At 40.8% G+C, this 18,219-nt stretch carries 8 protein-coding genes; 6 read left to right on the forward strand and 2 right to left on the reverse strand.

Features of this window, described 5'->3' with window-relative positions:
• Positions 1-7 precede the first annotated feature (7 nt).
• Positions 8-2,368: a glycoside hydrolase family 95 protein gene (locus tag GGR21_RS00745; RefSeq protein WP_183305234.1), complete on the reverse strand. Its 2,361-nt coding sequence runs from the start codon at positions 2,366-2,368 to the stop codon at positions 8-10.
• A 96-nt stretch (positions 2,369-2,464) separates the two neighbouring features.
• Positions 2,465-6,583 (reverse strand): hybrid sensor histidine kinase/response regulator, encoded by a 4,119-nt coding sequence (locus GGR21_RS00750; protein WP_183305235.1) that lies wholly within the window; start codon positions 6,581-6,583, stop codon positions 2,465-2,467.
• 203 nt (positions 6,584-6,786) lie between these two features.
• Here GGR21_RS00750 and GGR21_RS00755 point away from each other — a divergent pair, with 203 nt between their 5' ends.
• The 6 genes from GGR21_RS00755 to GGR21_RS00775 all read left to right on the forward strand — a co-directional run bounded on the left by GGR21_RS00755 (position 6,787) and on the right by GGR21_RS00775 (position 18,157).
• Complete coding sequence (locus GGR21_RS00755; protein ID WP_183305236.1) at positions 6,787-9,618, forward strand: TIM-barrel domain-containing protein; 2,832 nt, start codon at positions 6,787-6,789, stop codon at positions 9,616-9,618.
• Positions 9,619-9,678: 60 nt separating this feature from the next.
• A complete protein-coding gene (locus tag GGR21_RS00760) occupies positions 9,679-12,876 on the forward strand; it encodes a SusC/RagA family TonB-linked outer membrane protein (protein WP_183305237.1) in 3,198 nt (1,065 codons plus the stop codon).
• 20 nt (positions 12,877-12,896) lie between these two features.
• On the forward strand, positions 12,897-14,519 hold the full coding sequence (locus GGR21_RS00765) for a RagB/SusD family nutrient uptake outer membrane protein (protein WP_183305238.1): 1,623 nt from the start codon (positions 12,897-12,899) through the stop codon (positions 14,517-14,519).
• Between the two features lie 18 nt (positions 14,520-14,537).
• Positions 14,538-16,391: a hypothetical protein gene (locus tag GGR21_RS00770; protein ID WP_183305239.1), complete on the forward strand. Its 1,854-nt coding sequence runs from the start codon at positions 14,538-14,540 to the stop codon at positions 16,389-16,391.
• Positions 16,392-16,453: 62 nt separating this feature from the next.
• Positions 16,454-16,924, forward strand: coding sequence for a BACON domain-containing protein (locus tag GGR21_RS20845; RefSeq protein ID WP_246347948.1), 471 nt, complete (start codon positions 16,454-16,456; stop codon positions 16,922-16,924).
• Positions 16,925-16,954: 30 nt separating this feature from the next.
• Positions 16,955-18,157 carry a cellulase family glycosylhydrolase gene (locus tag GGR21_RS00775; protein ID WP_317169856.1) on the forward strand — a complete coding sequence of 401 codons (1,203 nt, stop codon included), beginning with the start codon at positions 16,955-16,957 and terminating at the stop codon, positions 18,155-18,157.
• Positions 18,158-18,219: the final 62 nt, after the last annotated feature.

The following is an 18,219-nucleotide window of genomic DNA, read 5'->3' on the forward strand; positions in this document are numbered from 1 at the left end:
TTAAATATTAACTGGATATTGTGATTTTCACTTTGTTGCCTTTTTTCATAGGCAGATGGAGTCTGTCGTTTATAGTCTTATAACCGTTTATCCCTGATATGTGCAGATTCCCTTCAGGACTTTTCAGGATGAAATCATTATCAGCTTTGGCTTCTATTTCGATATTGGTTATCTTGTTGTCTTTCCATTCAAAGCTTATTTCTGCACCACCACGGGCTTTCATTCCCCTGACTTTCCCATCTTTCCATCCGGCAGGGATAGAAGGCAGTAGCTCTATATATCCTTCATGACTTTGCAGAAGCATTTCTCCTATTCCGGCCGATCCCCCGAAGTTACCGTCTATTTGCATAGGAGGATGCGCACTGAATAGATTTGGGTATGTGCCCCGGCTTTTTCCCGCGGGCTTCAGTAAGTCCCCGATAAGTTTGAATGCTCTTTCTCCATCTTTCAATCTTGCCCAGAAGTTGATTTTCCAAGCCATCGACCAGCCTGTAGATTCGTCTCCACGTCTGTTTAATGTGGTTATAGCAGCTTCCATTAAATGAGGTGTTTTCTCGTATGTCATTTCATAGCCCGGATGTAAGCCATATAGTTGCGAAACATGGCGGTGATGTATTTCGGCTTCGTCGTAATCCTCGAGCCATTCCATTATTTGTCCGTGCTTTCCTATAGAGGTAGGAGCAAGTCTTTCTCTTTTTTCTAAGAGTATTTTTGCCCAATCCTTATCGATATTCAGAATATCGGACGCAGTAGCGATATTTGTAAATAGTTCGCGAATTATCTGGTTATCCATTGTAGAACCTGCACATATACACACCTTCTCTCCGGATGGCATTATGTATGTGTTTTCAGGAGAGGTCGTCGGAGCAGTTACCAGATAACCATTGTTTGGATCTTCAATAAGCATGTCCTCGAAAAACTGCGCCGCACCTTTCATTGTTGGGTATACCAAACGAAGGTATTCCTTATCCTGTGTGTATAAATAATGTTCCCACAAATGCTGGCAAAGCCATGCTCCCGCAGTATTGGTCGCACCCCACGACGGAGACTCGGATGGGGAAGTGAAACCCCAGACATTGCCGAGTATATGCGTTACCCATCCCCGGCTGTTGTAATAGATACGGGCGGTTTTTTCTCCGGGCTTTACCAGCGATCCGGTGTATTCTATCAGTGGCTTGTGTAATTCGGATAGATTGAACATCTCTGCACCCCACAGATTCATCTGTAAGTTAATGTTCAGGTGATAATCGCCATTCCACGGGGTGTGTATCTGATGTGCCCATAATCCTTGCAGATTGGGAGGCAATCCCCCTTCACGGGTAGAAGAAATCAGAAGATAGCGTCCGTATTGCGCATAGAGGGCAACGAGATCATAATCGCTTTTGTCGGTAACAAAGGCTTCAAGACGTTTGTCTATTGGCAAATTGGAGTTTTGGTTTTTGGCTAATGTGATATCTACACGGTTAAAAAGCTTTTGATACTCCTTTATGTGTTTTTGCTTTAGTTTATCATAGTTGTTTTCCGCTTTATTTAACAAATCTGAAACCAACCTTTCATGATCTGTTCCTTTATAATCAGTTGCCATTGAAATAAATAATGTTACCTCATTCGCATCTCTGATCCTTATTTCCTTATCTGTTGTGAATAGTGAACCATCTTTATGAACTACCTTTACCATCCCTATGTATTTCATTCCTTGTTCACCTGTTCCGGCTTCGGATTGCCCGAATATATACAGGATATTCCCACTTGCGTAAGTCTCATAGTTGCTTTCGCGGTGCAACGAAATATTCATACCCAAAGATTTGTATATACCAGATGTGTATTTAACAACGCCAATATCATCTGCGAAAGACGTAAAATATTCTCTGGTATAGGGAATCCCTCCTTTCTTGAATGTATTAACCGACATGGCATTATTCATATCCAGTCTTCTGATATATTCCGATACAGCAGCAGTGGAATCGGGATAAATAAAGTCCACATACAGGTTCCCCAGATTTTCGAAGCGACCGTATTCCACACCGGCACTTCCTTTTCCTAGGCAGGTGAACGTTTTGTACATCAGGTCTTGTGCTTCTTTATTCTTCTTTTCGAACAGGAGCTTTCTTATTTCCCCCAGATACTTATGGGCTTCGGGATTATCCGTATCCTGTTTATTTCCTGCCCATAGGGAAATTTCGTTAAGAACAATTCGCTCCCGTTCTACTCCGCCATAAGGCATCATTCCGATACGTCCGTTTCCAAGAGGCACAGATTCTTCCCATATCGTTGCCGGACGGTCAAAGTAATATTGCCATTGGTTTTGCTTATCCTGAGCAGTCAGATTAAGAGCTAATAAAGATAAAGCGATCAGAAGTTTTTTCATGGTATGAAATATTAGAACTGCAATACAAAAATATTGCATTGCGGTTTTGATTACTATTATTGATGTTTCCTAAATAGGGTTAATATGTTTACTGTATCACTTTGATACGTTCTTTTTGTACTCATTGGGCGTCACACCGAACTCTTCTTTAAAGTATTTTCGGAAATATTTAGGATCGTTGAAGCCTACTTGGAAAGCGATCTCATTAACAAACATCTGGCTTTTTTCCAATAAGTCGGCGGCACGTTTCAACCGAATGAACCGGATAAACTCGGAAGGCGTTTTATCGGTCAAAGCAAGTGTTTTCTTATAAAAGTAGACACGGCTCATTCCCATTTCTTTGCACAGATCCTCGACCAAAAAATCAGGATTTCCTATATTTTCTTCAACTATGGCTATTGCCTTCTGTACAAATTTCTCATCCATCGAAGTAATCTCTATATCGCTGGGTGATATATCTATCTTCTTCTTGAAGTTACTGTGCAGCATCTTTTGTTTTTCGATGATCTTGGCAATTTTCAGTTTCAGCATATCTATATTGAATGGCTTGGATATATAATCATCTGCTCCGGCCTCTATACCCGAATATTTATTCTCTTCCGACGATTTTGCTGTGAGTAATATGATCGGTATATGTGATGTGCGCATATCTCCTTTAACATTACGGCAAAATTCGTAGCCATCCATTTTAGGCATCATCACATCACAGAGAATTATATCGGGTAGCTGGTCGAGTACAGTTTTATAACCTTCTTCTCCGTCATTGGCGGTTACAATGCGGTAATCGTCAGTAAATAGTTCTGAAATGAAATCGCAGAAATCCTCATTATCATCAACAATAAGTAATAAAGGTAGATTTGCGTGCTGGGTTGATCTTTTGTCGTTTTTTCCTTCTTCGGTCTGAGTTGATGCTTCAGTGTCACCCGAGTGAATAACGGCCTGATTTCTTAGCTCTTGGAATGTGGAATTCTGTATCGGTAACAGGATGGTAAATACAGAACCCTTTCCGGCGTTGCTTTCTGCAAGAATTTCTCCTCCATGAAGTTTTACGTATTCACTGGCCAGATGAAGGCCTACTCCTGTCCCCGGCTGACTGTTTTTATCAGCGTTTTCGATGCGGAAAAATCTTTCGAATATCTTGTCAAGATACTCGGGATCTATACCTATGCCCGTGTCTGTGACTTTCAGGGTCATTAACTTTGCCGGGGTATTATCACTATTCTGCATTTGTTCGGATATACCGATACTGACATCTATATGTCCGTCCTCGGTATATTTGAATGCATTGGAGATAAGATTGGAGATGATCTTGTTCATCTTCTCTTTATCAAACTCCATTTGTAATTCCTGCAGGTATGTAGTGAATGTCAGCCTGATAGACTTTTCGGCTGCCAGAGAAGAGAATGACTGGCAAATTTCTTTCGTAAACTCTACAATATCACCACGTGATATATTCAAAGCCATCTTATTCAGATCGAATTTTCTGAAGTCGAGTATTTCATTTACCATATTCAACAAGTTCTGTGCATTCCTATGCATAATATCGAGAGTTGACTTGTTGTCTTGATAAACAGGTGATTTTATCAGTTTTTCCAGTGGACTGAGAATAAGAGTTAGAGGGGTTTTAAATTCATGGCTTATATTAGTGAAGAATTTGAATTTGAGTTCATCCACTTCATGTAGCTTGTTTGCCTCCAGTATTTTTTGTGCCTGTTCGTATTCTTCTTTCTGTTTATTAAGCTTATATGTTAAAAACCATCTAATCAATGCGGTTGCAATAATTATGTAAATGATATATGCCCACCATGAGAACCAGAATGGTGGTTCTACGTTGATTTTTAATATAATTGGCTGATCGGCCCATGTGTTGTCGTCATTGCTTGCATATACAATGAGCTTGTATGTTCCCGAGTTAAGATTGGAATAAGAAGCTGCGCCTATACCGTTGGTAATTTCTGTCCATTTATTGTCCAGACCTTCAAGCATATATTTATATCTGTTCTTTTCGGGATGTATAAGGTTGAGTGCTGAGAACAATACGGTAAAATTAGTCTCTCCATATTGTAATGTTATCTCGTCCAGATCGCTGATAGATTTTGATATGATTATGCGTCCGTTATACTCTTTATTCGGGCTGATTACCTGATTTGTGATCAATAGATCTGTAAAACGTGGTTTTGGCAAAATTCTGTTGAAGTAGATTTCTTTCGGATTGAATGAGACATAACCGCCAGTACTTCCTACATATATGTAGCCGTCCTTGTCCTTGAAAATGGCATTAGGGTTACATACCGAACTAGGTAAACCATCATTCACATTGAAAAATGTTATGCGGTATTCTAATGTATTACCAGTGCTGCTGCAATAGATACATGCCAGTCCGTTGCGTGTTCCTGCCCACACGTGGCCGTCGTTGTCTTCCACCAGTGATACTACATCATCACTCGGCAAACCGTCCGAAGACGTTATATACATAAATCGCCGGGTAAAAGGATTATATATATTAATTCCTTTATCGGTTGCTATCCATAACAATCCCCTGGAATCCATAATTTGGTAACTGATAGTTATTGTACTTAATGAGTCGATATAATGTTCTTCAGGGAAATAAGCGGTAATATCCTTGTTATTATGGTCTATATAGTTTATTCCCCTGTCGGAACTCAGGTATATGTTTTTCAACGGATCGGCAAAAACAGATAGTATATAATCTGAGTGCAATTTACTGTTCTCTGTATTGTAGCGGGTAAATGTTTCTCTGTCGGAGTCCAGTTTATTCAGGCCTCCGCCAAGTGTGGCTATCCACAGATTATTGTCATTATCTTCGGTCAGACCATATACACTTTTGCTGGCAAGCGAGTTAGAATTGTTTTCGTCTATCTGGTACCGTTTGAATTCTTTTCCGTCGTATGCATTCATGCCTCCGAGGAATGTTCCTATCCACAGTGTCTGAGAGTGATCTTCGAATATGGATGTTATGATGTCTGCAGATATACTTTTGGAATTTTTGGGATCGTTTTTGAAGCGTTTTATTTCCTCTGTTTTGGAGTTGTATTTTATTAGCCCTTTACCATTTGTTCCTATCCATAGATTGTCGGTTTTATCTTTGTAAAGACTGTTACAGTCGAAAATCTCAGCATTATGATTGAATGTATAGAATAACGGCGATTTCTTAAACTTAAACATATTAGGGTGGTAATAAGATAGCCCTTTTTTGTATGTTCCTACCCACACCGTGCCATCTTCTTCGCAAAATATACTAATAATGGAGTTCTGACTAATGGAATTTTCATTATAGATATTGTTTTCTACGACTTCGATAGAATTCTTTTTCTTGTCGAAGATATTTATGCCGCCGTGATCTGTACCTATCCATATCTGTCCGTTAGAGTCTTGTCCGACACATCTTACAAAATTGTTTGATAAGGCTACTTTTGTGTTGGTATCCAGTAATTTCCATTGATTCTGTTTCAGATTCAGATAGGCTGTCCCTTTATCGTTAATACTGGGGAATATCCATACATCATTATCGTTGTCGATAAAGATAGATTTACGGATGGTGGAATTTTGAAGATTTTCTTTAAAGAATGTATTCCTGATATCTACCATTCCTGTTTCAGTGTTGATACGCTCCAATACTCCGTTTTTGTGGAGAACCCAAACAAAATGATCCTTGATCTTGACGTGGGCTATTTCCGACAGGTCGAGATCATTGTTATTCTCTGATTGTTTATAGATAGTGATGTCCTTTGATTGGTTATTGTATTTATAAATACCTTTGCTGGCATAAGCAACAAAGAGGTTCTTGTCTTTGTCTATCTCTATGATAATTGGAGCCGGGGGTAATCCCATCGAAATGAGGACAGAATCGATATTATTGATAAAAGATTCGCTTTGCCAGTCATATAGCATATACGTAGAGGCCTGTACCCACAAATTCCCATTGACATCTTCAGCAATACCTATTATCCTGTCGTGCATAGGACTGCGCTCATTATTCTTGATGTGCTTATAAGTTTTGAAATTTGCACCGTCGTAACGACTCAAGCCCATATTTGTCCCTATCCAAAGAAATCCCCTGCTGTCTCTGAACAAACATTCGACCTGATTGCTGGATAATCCGTTGCTGTTATTCAGGTGCGAGAATTCAAAGTGCTGAGACTGAATAGTTATGATTGAACATAAGAAGATAAGGAGTAGAATTTGCCTTTTCATGGGATTTTACGGTTCGTTCATGTAAATTTACACAAATTATATTATTTATTAGTATTTGTTACCATTTTGAACCCTGTTTGGAAACATTTCACCCCCTCCTCAAATCTTTGAATACTTTTATTAGGAACATTTAAGCAAGCCTGCCTGTAGATCATTACATAATTTTGTATCAGAGAAAATCTAAACATTATTAGTATAATACCATGAAGAAGAAAAATCTCGTATTGGCAGGATTTTTATCGGCGTTCATTTTTGTGGGTTGCCAAACCGCCCCCTACAAAAAGACGAATGACGGAGTGATCATAAGCCTTGCGCAGGAAAATATGCAATCTGCGAAAAAAGTACGGTTGCAAGTAATAACCGACGATATTATCCGGGTATCAGCTACCCCCGCCGATAAACTGGCTGAGGATAAAAGCCTTGTAACAGTTTTTGATCAGACTAAGACAGACGGCTGGGAAATAATAGAGCAGGAAGGCAATATCACTGTGAAAACCGCTACCACTATAGCTAAAGTTTCTCTTACTACCGGAGAAGTTATTTTTACTGACCTTGAAGGGAATGTATTGTTGGCAGAGAATAAAGGAGGAGGAAAATATTTTTCCAATATCGAAGTAGATGGCAAGAAATCTTATTCCTTACAACAAATATTTGAATCTCCTGCCGATGAAGCTTTTTATGGACTTGGACAGCATCAGGCAGATGAGTTCAATTATAAAGGGAAAAACGAGGAACTTTTTCAATACAATACCAAAGTCTCGGTTCCTTTTATATTGTCAAGTAAAAATTACGGAATTCTTTGGGATAATTATTCCCTGACCCGTTTTGGTGACGAACGTCCTTATGCGGATATCGATCAATTTAAGTTATATGACAAAAACGGTAAAGAAGGAGGATTGACGGCCACCTATATGGTAAATGCCGATCCGAAGAATGTGTTTGTAGAAAGAACAGAATCTGTGATAGATTATGAAAATCTTGAGACCGTGAAGAAATTCCCTCAGGATTTTCCTTTCTACAACTCGCGCATCACCTGGGAGGGAGAACTCGAAGCGAAAGAAGATGGAAAATATCACTTCATTCTATACTATGCGGGTTATACGACTGTATATATGGACGAAAACGTGATTGTCCCTGAACGCTGGCGCACAGCATGGAATCCCAATAGCTACAAATATACGGTGGATATGAAAGCCGGAGAACGCCGTAAGATCAAACTCGACTGGAAACCGGATGGTGGTATTTCTTATATAGGACTAAAAGCTCTTAGCCCTAAAACAGCAGAAGAGCAGAATAAACTGGCCTTATGGTCGGAAATGGGTGACCAGATAGATTATTACTTCATTCGTGGCAACAATATGGATGATGTGATAAAAGGTTATCGGACGATTACGGGTAAATCACAGATTATGCCTAAGTGGGCAATGGGATTCTGGCAAAGTCGCGAGCGTTATAAGACTCAGGATGAATTGCTTGATGTTGTAAGAGAATATCGCAGACGGAATATTCCATTGGATAATATTGTACAGGACTGGTCTTATTGGCCCGAAAACGCATGGGGCAGTCACGATTTCGATTCGGTACGATTTCCCGATCCGAAAGGGATGATAGATAGTGTTCATGCGCTGGATGCACGTATTATGATCTCTGTATGGCCTAAGTTTTACTATACAACAGACAATTATAAAGCATTTGAAGAAAAAGGATGGATGTATGACCGTGCTGTAAAGGACAGTATCCGTGACTGGATTGCTAATGGATATATAGCCGGATTCTATGATGCTTACAGCGAAGGTGCCCGTAAATTATTCTGGGATCAGATGAACGAAAAGCTTTATTCCAAGGGGATCGATGCCTGGTGGATGGATGCTTCTGAGCCGGATATTCTGTCGAATGCAAGTATACAGTATCGTAAAGAGCTGATGGGTACTACTGCTCTTGGGCCTTCTACCGAATATTTTAATGCTTACGCTCTTGTTAATGCAGAAGCTATTTATAACGGACAACGTTCCGTTAATCCTGACGACCGCGTGTTTCTGCTCACCCGCTCCGGATTTGCCGGATTGCAGCGCTATTCTACTGCAACATGGAGTGGCGATATTGGTACACGTTGGGAAGATATGAAAGCGCAGATCTCAGCCGGACTGAATTTTGCCATGTCGGGCATACCTTATTGGACAATGGATATAGGTGGATTCTGTGTAGAGAAACGCTATGAGTTGGCAAAAGAAGGCTCGGAAGATTTGAAAGAATGGCGTGAATTGAACACACGCTGGTTCCAGTTCGGGGCATTCTGTCCGTTGTTCCGCAGTCATGGACAGTATCCTACCCGTGAAATATATAATATATCTCCGGAAGGACATCCTGCATATAACAGTATGGTGTATTATACTAAACTTCGTTACCGGATGATGCCATATATTTATTCATTGGCCGGGATGACTTATTTCAATGACTATACAATTATGCGTGCCTTGGTTATGGATTTCACGGCAGACCGGAATACACATTATATAAGCGATCAGTATATGTTTGGCCCCTCTCTGATGGTTTGCCCTGTTTATACATATAAATCTACAAGCCGCGACATCTATTTCCCCGCCGGAGCAAACTGGTATGACTATGAAACAAATAAACATATCGTTGGCGGACAAACCCTTTCTGTTGCAGCTCCGTACGAGCGTATACCTTTATATGTAAAAGAAGGAGCGATCATTCCTTTCGGAAAAGATATCCAAACTACAAAAGAAGTTCAGGATGACCTGACTATAAAGGTTTATATGGGAGCTAACGGTGATTTTACTCTTTACGAAGATGAGGGTGTGAACTATAATTACGAGAAGAACGCTTACAGCACAATCAGACTGGCTTATGATGATGCTTCCCAAACCCTTGCTATTGAAGAACGTAAAGGTGAATATGCAGGTATGGCCAAAGAACGGGCATTCAATGTCGAATGGATTTCAAAGGATAAAAAAGCTGTGACATCAGATATTAAATATAACGGAAGTAAAGTGACTGTAAAAATACCATAAATACTACATGAGAAATTTGGAATTATTATCAATTAATTTAAACTGTTAAATGCTATTACTATGTATGTAAAATCTAGACCATTAACAAAGCAAGTAAATTGCTTACGGAGGATATGTCTGGTACTTATTGTTAGTCTGTTCTCTGCTGCAGGGCTATATGCTCAGTCGGCCCGTGAGATTTCAGGTACGGTATCGGATGTTTTGGGCGAACCGCTAACAGGGGCGTCAGTAATAGAGAAAGGGACTACCAATGGAACGATGACAGATATCGATGGTAAGTTTACCTTGAACGTAAAGGAAAACGCAACAATAGAAATTTCATTTATCGGGTTCAAGTCACAATCGTTGCCGGTAAAAGATAAAAGTATATTCAATATTGTACTTGAAGACGAAGCAAATCTTCTTGATGAAGTTGTAGCTATCGGATATGGTGTCCAGAAAAAGAAACTGAACACAGGAGCTACAATACAGGTAAAAGGCGATGACCTGGCTAAAATGAACACTCTGAATCCCTTGCAGGCGCTTCAGGGACAAACTCCGGGTGTGCAGATTTCTACCACATCGGGACAACCGGGATCAGACATGAAAGTTATTATACGCGGAGTAGGGACTTTAGGTGATGGCGCGCCTCTTTATATCATCGATGGAGTAGAAGGTGATATTAGTGCTATTAATGCTGCCGATATACAATCTATCGATGTGCTTAAAGATGCTGCCTCGGCAGCTATCTATGGTGCTCAGGCCGCGAACGGGGTTGTTCTGGTAACGACAAAACAAGGATCGAAAGGCCGTGGACAGGTTTCATTCGATGCATATTATGGTATACAGAATGTGGCTCGTAAAGCGAAAATGCTGAATGCAGATCAATACAAGACCATAATGACAGAACAGGCGTGGAATTCGGGTACAGCTATTCCCGATTTTGCCACAATGAGCGGGCTTGCCGATACAGATTGGGTTGGGCAGATGTTTAAAGATGATGCAAAAACCGAAAGCTATACACTGGGAGTAAACGGAGGATCGGAAACGTCAGTATACCTGCTTTCTCTTAATTATACATCACAGGAAGGTATAGCCGGAGGTAAAGATGTCTCAAACTATGAACGTTATGGATTTCGCATCAATACCGAACATAAATTATATAACAATGTATTAAGGGTCGGACAGCATTTAAACTTTAATTATATAAAAAACAGAGGCATAAGTGTTGGTAACCAATACAATAATACCCTGCGCGGGGCATTTGCCACATCTCCGTTGTCACCTGTATATAATGAAGACGGAGGGTATAACGATACTACCAATTCTTCATGGTACGCTAACGACGGAAACCCTTACGGGAAAATGATGACTACTTCTAATAACGAAAACGATGCACAACGTCTGACTGCGGATGTTTATGCTGAATTAGAGCCATTAGAGAATCTGAAATTTAAAACAATATTCGGTATAAACTATTATGCTTCGGAATATCGTAGTTTAAGCCCATTATACAGTTTCTCAGCTGTAGATTATAATAATGATCATACTACTACTACACAGAGTATGAGTAAAGGGCATACTTTAACATGGACTAACACTGCCGGATACGATTTCAAGGTAGCTGACGACCATTCATTCAATGCTCTCATTGGTATGGAGGCCATCCGTTATCAGGGAACCACGATGTCTGCATCCAACTGGAATCTGTTATCCCAATTCAACGATTTTTCACATGCCTATCTTGATAATACAATAGGACAGGCGCATTTAGATAGTGATGGTAATATTGTGGAAACAAGGACAGTAAGTGGTAAGCCGGAATATATCTATCGTAGGGCTTCATATTTCGGACGTATAGGATACAACTATCTTGAGAAATATATGTTCAATGCTACACTTCGCATCGACGGATCTTCCAAATTCGCACGGGGGCATCGCTGGGGATATTTTCCTTCATTTTCTGCTGGATGGGTTATTACCAATGAAGACTTCATGAAAAATATAACAGACAGCAGAGTACTTGATTTCCTGAAAATCCGTTTGAGCTGGGGACAGGTTGGAAACCAGGATATAGGAGACCAGCAGTTTGTTTCTCCTATCAATACTTCAAACAGTTATAGCGCTGATGAGCCTGCCGCATATTATAACTTCGGGACAGGAAAAGTCAATGTGCCTGGTGCATATTCAACCCGTTTGGCAAATACTGAAGTGAAATGGGAAACATCAGAGCAGTTCAATGTGGGATTCGATGCTTATTTCCTTAAGAACAGATTGGGTGTAAACGCAGACTTTTATACTAAAACATCAAAAGACTGGCTGGTACAGATTCCGATACTCGCTACAGTAGGAACAGGAGCCCCCTATGTTAATGGAGGGGATGTAAAAAATACCGGTGTGGAATTGGCTTTCACATGGAGGGATAATATAGGGCAATTCAATTACAATGTAGGAGTTAATGGTGCTTATAACAAGAACAAGATTGGTAATATTCCAACAGAAGGAGGAATAATAAACGGATTGTCTAATATGTTGTATGTGAATGCCGGAGAGTTCTATCGTGCCCAAAATGGACATGCCATTGGTTATTTCTGGGGATATAAAACTGCAGGTATCTTCCAGAACGAACAAGAGATTGCTGATTGGAAAGCGGCCGGGAATGGAACGCTTCAGACAAACCCTCAACCGGGAGATGTGAAATTCCTCGACCTTTACCATTATGATGAAAATGGAAATATTGTTCCTGGGGCGGATGGCAAAGTTGATACGGCCGATAAAGTGGATCTTGGTAATGGTACTCCTGATTTTACTTTCGGAATCAATATCGGATTCGAGTATAAAGGGTTCGATTTCAGCCTTAATGCCAATGGTGTTATGGGAAATAAGATAGTACAATCGTACAGAGACCACAACAACCCGAAGGCGAATTATACAACAGCTATTCTTGACCGTTGGACAGGAGAAGGCACTTCGAACAGGATACCACGTGTGACAGAGACAAACGTTAACTGGGAGTTTTCAGACTTATACCTTCAGGATGGGGATTTTCTCCGCATAAGTAATATCACAGTCGGTTATGATTTCTCTAAGCTGATCCAATGGAAGTATTTGAGTCAGTGCCGTTTGTATGCATCGGTACAAAATGCATTTACATTTACTAAATATGACGGAATGGATCCCGAAGTCGGATATGGAGTGGAAAGTTGGGTTTCCGGAGTTGATCTGGGTTTTTACCCTCGTCCACGTACATTCTTATTTGGTGTAAATCTTAAATTCTAATAATAAAAGAATAAATGACTATGAATAAGTTTAAACGAAATATATTAGTTGTTTTAGGGGTTAGTCTGGGTATGTTTTCATGTATGGATGGTTTCCTCGATTCAGAATCAAAAACCAATCTTACCGACGATAACTTCTATAAAACAATAGCAGATGCCGAAATGGCACTGGTGGGATGTTACGATGGATTTCAACGTACATCGTCCAATGGAAATCTTTCTTTCTATGTTATTTCCGAAGTATTATCCGATAATTGTTTTGGCGGAACAGGCTCTTCCGACAGCCGTGCATATCAGGCTATTGACCGTTTCGACAGGTCTCAGTCTCCGTCAGAGAATGATTTATTTAACGGTACATGGAGTGATTATTATGCAGGTATCTTCCGTTGCAATAGACTATTGCAGAGTTTCGCTGACATAGACTTTGGCAGCTATACAGATACACGCAACCGCATCGAGGGAGAAACACGTTTCCTGCGTGCTCTCATGTATTTCGATATGGTACGTTTGTTTGAGCGTATACCGTTGCTGACAGCTCCTACAAGTGACAATATTCCGCAATCAGACCCTACGGAAGTATACAACCTGATAGTGGAAGATCTGAAATTTGCAGCGGAGAATATTCCGGAAAACGCTTATCCTAAAGCAAATGCGAGCGAAAATGACGGGCGTGTAACCAGTTATGCGGCAAAGGCTCTATTGGCCCGTGTATATTTGTTCTATACAGGCTACTATGGAAAAGATGGCCTCGGTGTAACTAAAGCGGAAGTTCTACAAGGACTTGAAGACGTGATCAATAGTAAAGAATACGACCTTGTAAAAGAATTTCATACTTTATGGCCGGCTGCCAGTTATGTGCCCGATGCAAAAAATAATACGCTTGATAAATCAGCATTTGCAGGAGTGGGTAATGTGGAGACTGTATTTGCTCAGAAGTTTAATAATACATCCGATTATAATGGGATGTCGGATGGCAATCGCTGGCTGGTGATGATGGGGCTGCGCAATACTAACTGGTCTCCTTACGGACAGGGATGGGGTGCATGTACGGTCAACCCGAAACTGGTCTCAGCATTTTTGCCGGCAGATACACGTAAAGTGGCATCTGTTATTGATATAGAAGGCGAGGGAATAGCCGATTCGTTCGATTTCGCCACACAGCGTGAATATACCGGATATACAGTAAAAAAATACACTCCGACAGCTTTGCCTGATGGTACGTCTGACACAGGTGGTTCGAATGATTTCCAGATATCACAGGATCAGGATTTTGTTGTGATCCGTTATGCAGATGTATTGCTTATGGCAGCAGAACTAGGCTCCTCCAATGCCCAGACTTATTTCGACAAGGTGCGTTCACGTGCGGGCCTGGGTTCTAAATCTACTACTGCTGCCAATATATTGGAAGAACGTAAGTTCGAGTTTGCTTTCGAAGGGTTACGTTATTGGGACTTACTCCGTCAGGGGATCGATGTAGCTGCATCTACTATTGCCCAGACGCAGAAGGTACTATCGAGTAATGCTGATGATGAAGTTGTTATTAGTGAAACTAATATCAAAAATACCAGAGGTTTTATGCAAATACCAAATACTCAGATAAATCTTTCGAAAGGGGTACTAACTCAGAATGATGGTTGGAAATAATCTTAAAACTACTATATTATGAAAAAAATATCGAAAATATTTGCATTGTTTGTATTCATCACTATGATGTTTGCGTCTTGCACTCCCGATAGTTATGAGTTGGGAGCTATAGATGTGAAGGCAGAGGATTTGGTAGAAGGAATTGCTTATAAAATAGAGCATGACGCATCGAATCCGAATATTGTGTACCTGACCAGTCTGATGGAAAGTAAATACACTCCTGTATGGAGTCATCCTCAGGGACGTAGCGTGAAGAGCAAGGTGAAACTGGAAATCGCTTTTCCCGGAACATACGAGGTTAAGTTTGGGGTGATGACCCGTGGAGGATTGGTATATGGAGAGCCTGTATCATTCGAGATTGATGATTTCTACGCAGGATTTGTTAGTGATGCCCTGTGGACAATGCTTTCGGGTGGAGTGGATAATGAAAAAACATGGTATCTCGATCTGGATGCTGATGGGGTGAGCCGCTATTTCACGGGGCCATTGTATTTCTATGGGACAGATGATAGCTGGGAGACTGTAACAAATGGAGTTACTCTTCCTGAAGGAAGCGATTCGTGGAGTTGGCAAGCCGATTGGCCGGGGAATAAATGGATGATGGATGCTGCCAATTTTGGAACAATGACGTTCAATCTGAAAGGTGGTGCCAATGTAACTGTAGAACATTTGACGATTCCATCCAGAGGTACTGAAACCGGTACTTATATGCTGAGCGTTGAAGAACATACAATGCGTATTGTTGATGCTTCTCCGCTGCACGATACAAACCGTGACGGGCAGGTTATCGACTGGGGTGATATTAAGATATTATCACTCACCGAAAATACAATGCAATTAGGTGTATTGCGTGATGCAGCCTTATCCGGAGAAGGAGCTTGTTTGTTAGTTTACAATTATATCAGCAAAGATTATTACGACAATTGGGAACCGGGTGAGCCTGAGCCTCCTTATACCGGCAACGCGAATGATGACCTTACTTCTACCTTTACGAAAAAATGGAAGATGTCGGTCGAAACTCCGTATAACTGGACAGAGCTTGACGGAACATTCCTCAATAACTGGAGTTCTGCGGCTGATTATGCTTCGGCGGGTTACGACTACAATCAGGCTATGATCAAAAATATCTCACTGTCGATGACAAAAACAGGTGAAGATACAGGCAATTATATCTTTACAGATGGAAACGCAGCAGAAATAAAAGGGTCGTATGAGACCGATGAAAAAAACAATATCATCTTCGATCAGGATATCAGTTTTGTTATATCCGGTTCGCAGAAATTATCGACTACTACTAAGGATAAAGCTTTGCGTATTATCCGCTCCGAAACGAACGAATCGGGCGAATTGTCAGGTTTGTGGTTCGGAAAACGCGACGAGACTAAGGAGGAATATATGGTCTATCATTTCGAACTGGTTACTTCCGGATCGGGGGAGGGAAATGAAGGTACGGAAGTATCCTTTGACGCATCCAAAATATTATATGGCGATTTGGAAGGAAAAGGTAATCTGAGGATTGAAATATATAATGAGTATGGTGCAGGTACAGCTTCAAATCCACCATTGGATAAAGATAATTTTTCTTTTGCAGGTAGTGTTTCGGTTACGTTCACTCTCACTGGTGCTACCAATGCTGGAGCAACCGGAAGTTATGATGCGTCTATCTATTTTGCTGATGCTGATTGGAATCCGCAAGGTAACGGGGCAGTAGTAAATGTTAATGGAGATGGGACTTATACTGTACAATTTAATTCAGCTGGTACAACTGCAGAGGGGATTATGGTATTTGTAGTCGATATAGTAGGCATGGCAGCAGATATTACGGATATGAGTAGTGTTAAGGCTACGGTAGATAAGATTGTAGTCAAATAATTTACATTCATCCGGGCAATTATCTGTTTGTATTGCCCGGATGATGAAATAAAAAGATATTTATGGAAAAAATAATAAAACTGTTATTACTTGGATTTTGTCTGTTGACGACAGCTTATGCCTGTTCTAATGATGATGACGCACCAGAACCCGAATTAATAGTATCTGCCGAAAGTATTCTTTTCAAGAAAGAGGGTGGCGATAAAGTGATGCATATAAAAACCAATCATCAATGGACTGTTTCCAGTTCCGAGACATGGTGTACTGTTACACCGTCTTCGGGTGACGGAACAGGTACTATCAAGCTGACTGTGAATGCGACAGAAAATACCTCCAATGATGAACGTTCGGCTGTACTCACAGTTAATGCCGGAGGTATAACAAAGCAGGTTGTAGTGACGCAGGCTTTGACAAACAAACTGGTGATAACAAAAAAAGAGTATGAAGCAAAAGTAGAAGGGGAAACAATTACTGTAAATTACCAGGCGACAGGTGATGTGGCTGTAAAAATAAACGGTGACTGGATTACCTAGTCATCTACAAAGGCCCTGTCAGATGAGTCAATTTCCTTTATTGTTGCTGCTAACAATAGTTTGTTTGCCCGTGAAGGAACTATAACATTTACTCTGGATGATCTGTCAGAAATTGTGACAGTTTCGCAATTGGCTTCAACACTTAATATTGCAGCAGACAAGACTGGTATGGACAGTGACGCTCCTGCCCTTGCTGCAAAAATGGGAATCGGATGGAATCTTGGAAATTCACTAGAGGCAACCAGTGGAACATCTGCCAGCGAAACCATGTGGGGTAATCCTAAAACAACCCAGACTCTGATAGATGGGGTGAAAGCCGCAGGATTCAATACAGTGCGCATACCTTGTGCATGGTCTGCTTATATAGAGGATGAAGCGACCTATAGGATAAAAGATTCGTGGCTTGCTCGCGTAAGCGAAGTCGTCGATTACTGTTTAAATAATGATATGTATGCTATTATCAATATACACTGGGATGGTGGCTGGCTTGAAGAAAACCCTACTTATGACAAACAGGCAGAAGCGAACAAAAAGCAAAAAGCCCTTTGGGAGCAGATAGCGGTTTACTTCCGCGACTATGACGAGCATCTGCTCTTTGCCGGAACAAATGAGGTGCATGCGAATTATAATGAACCCTCATCAGAGAATGTTGAAGTGCAATTATCATATAACCAAACTTTTATAGATGCAGTTCGCTCTACAGGAGGGAAAAACGCTTGGCGCAATCTTATTGTTCAGTCGTACAATACAAATATAGACTATGCTGTGAAATACCTGGAAATGCCAGTAGACCCTACTTCGGAACGTATGATGGCTGAGATACATTATTATGACCCTTACGAGTTTTGTATACAGGAAGCGAATACTGTTTTTCTTTGGGGTAAGGATTTCACGGGTATGACGGGAGTTGCTACATGGGGTTTGGAAGACTGGGCTGATACCCAGTTCAATAAAATGAAGACGAATTTTACGGACAAAGGTATACCTGTCATAATGGGTGAATATGCTGCGACATTGAGAACTTCGCTTAGTACTGCCGATTATGCCAATCATGTCAAGGCTCGTAACTATTATCTGAATTATATAACAAAATCGGCTATAGAAAACGGTATAGTTCCTGTTTACTGGGATAATGGCCCTACGGGAGACAATGCTTCAGGGCTGTTTAACCGGACTACAGGAGAGAAGGTGCATACCGATGCGATAGAGGCAATCATCAGCGCAGGTAAATAATAGATATTAAGGTTATCAAATGAATGAAGGCCGGAAATATGCCGCCGGTCTTCATTTCCCAA

Source organism: Dysgonomonas hofstadii (genome assembly GCF_014196915.1).
Lineage (GTDB): Bacteria > Bacteroidota > Bacteroidia > Bacteroidales > Dysgonomonadaceae > Dysgonomonas > Dysgonomonas hofstadii.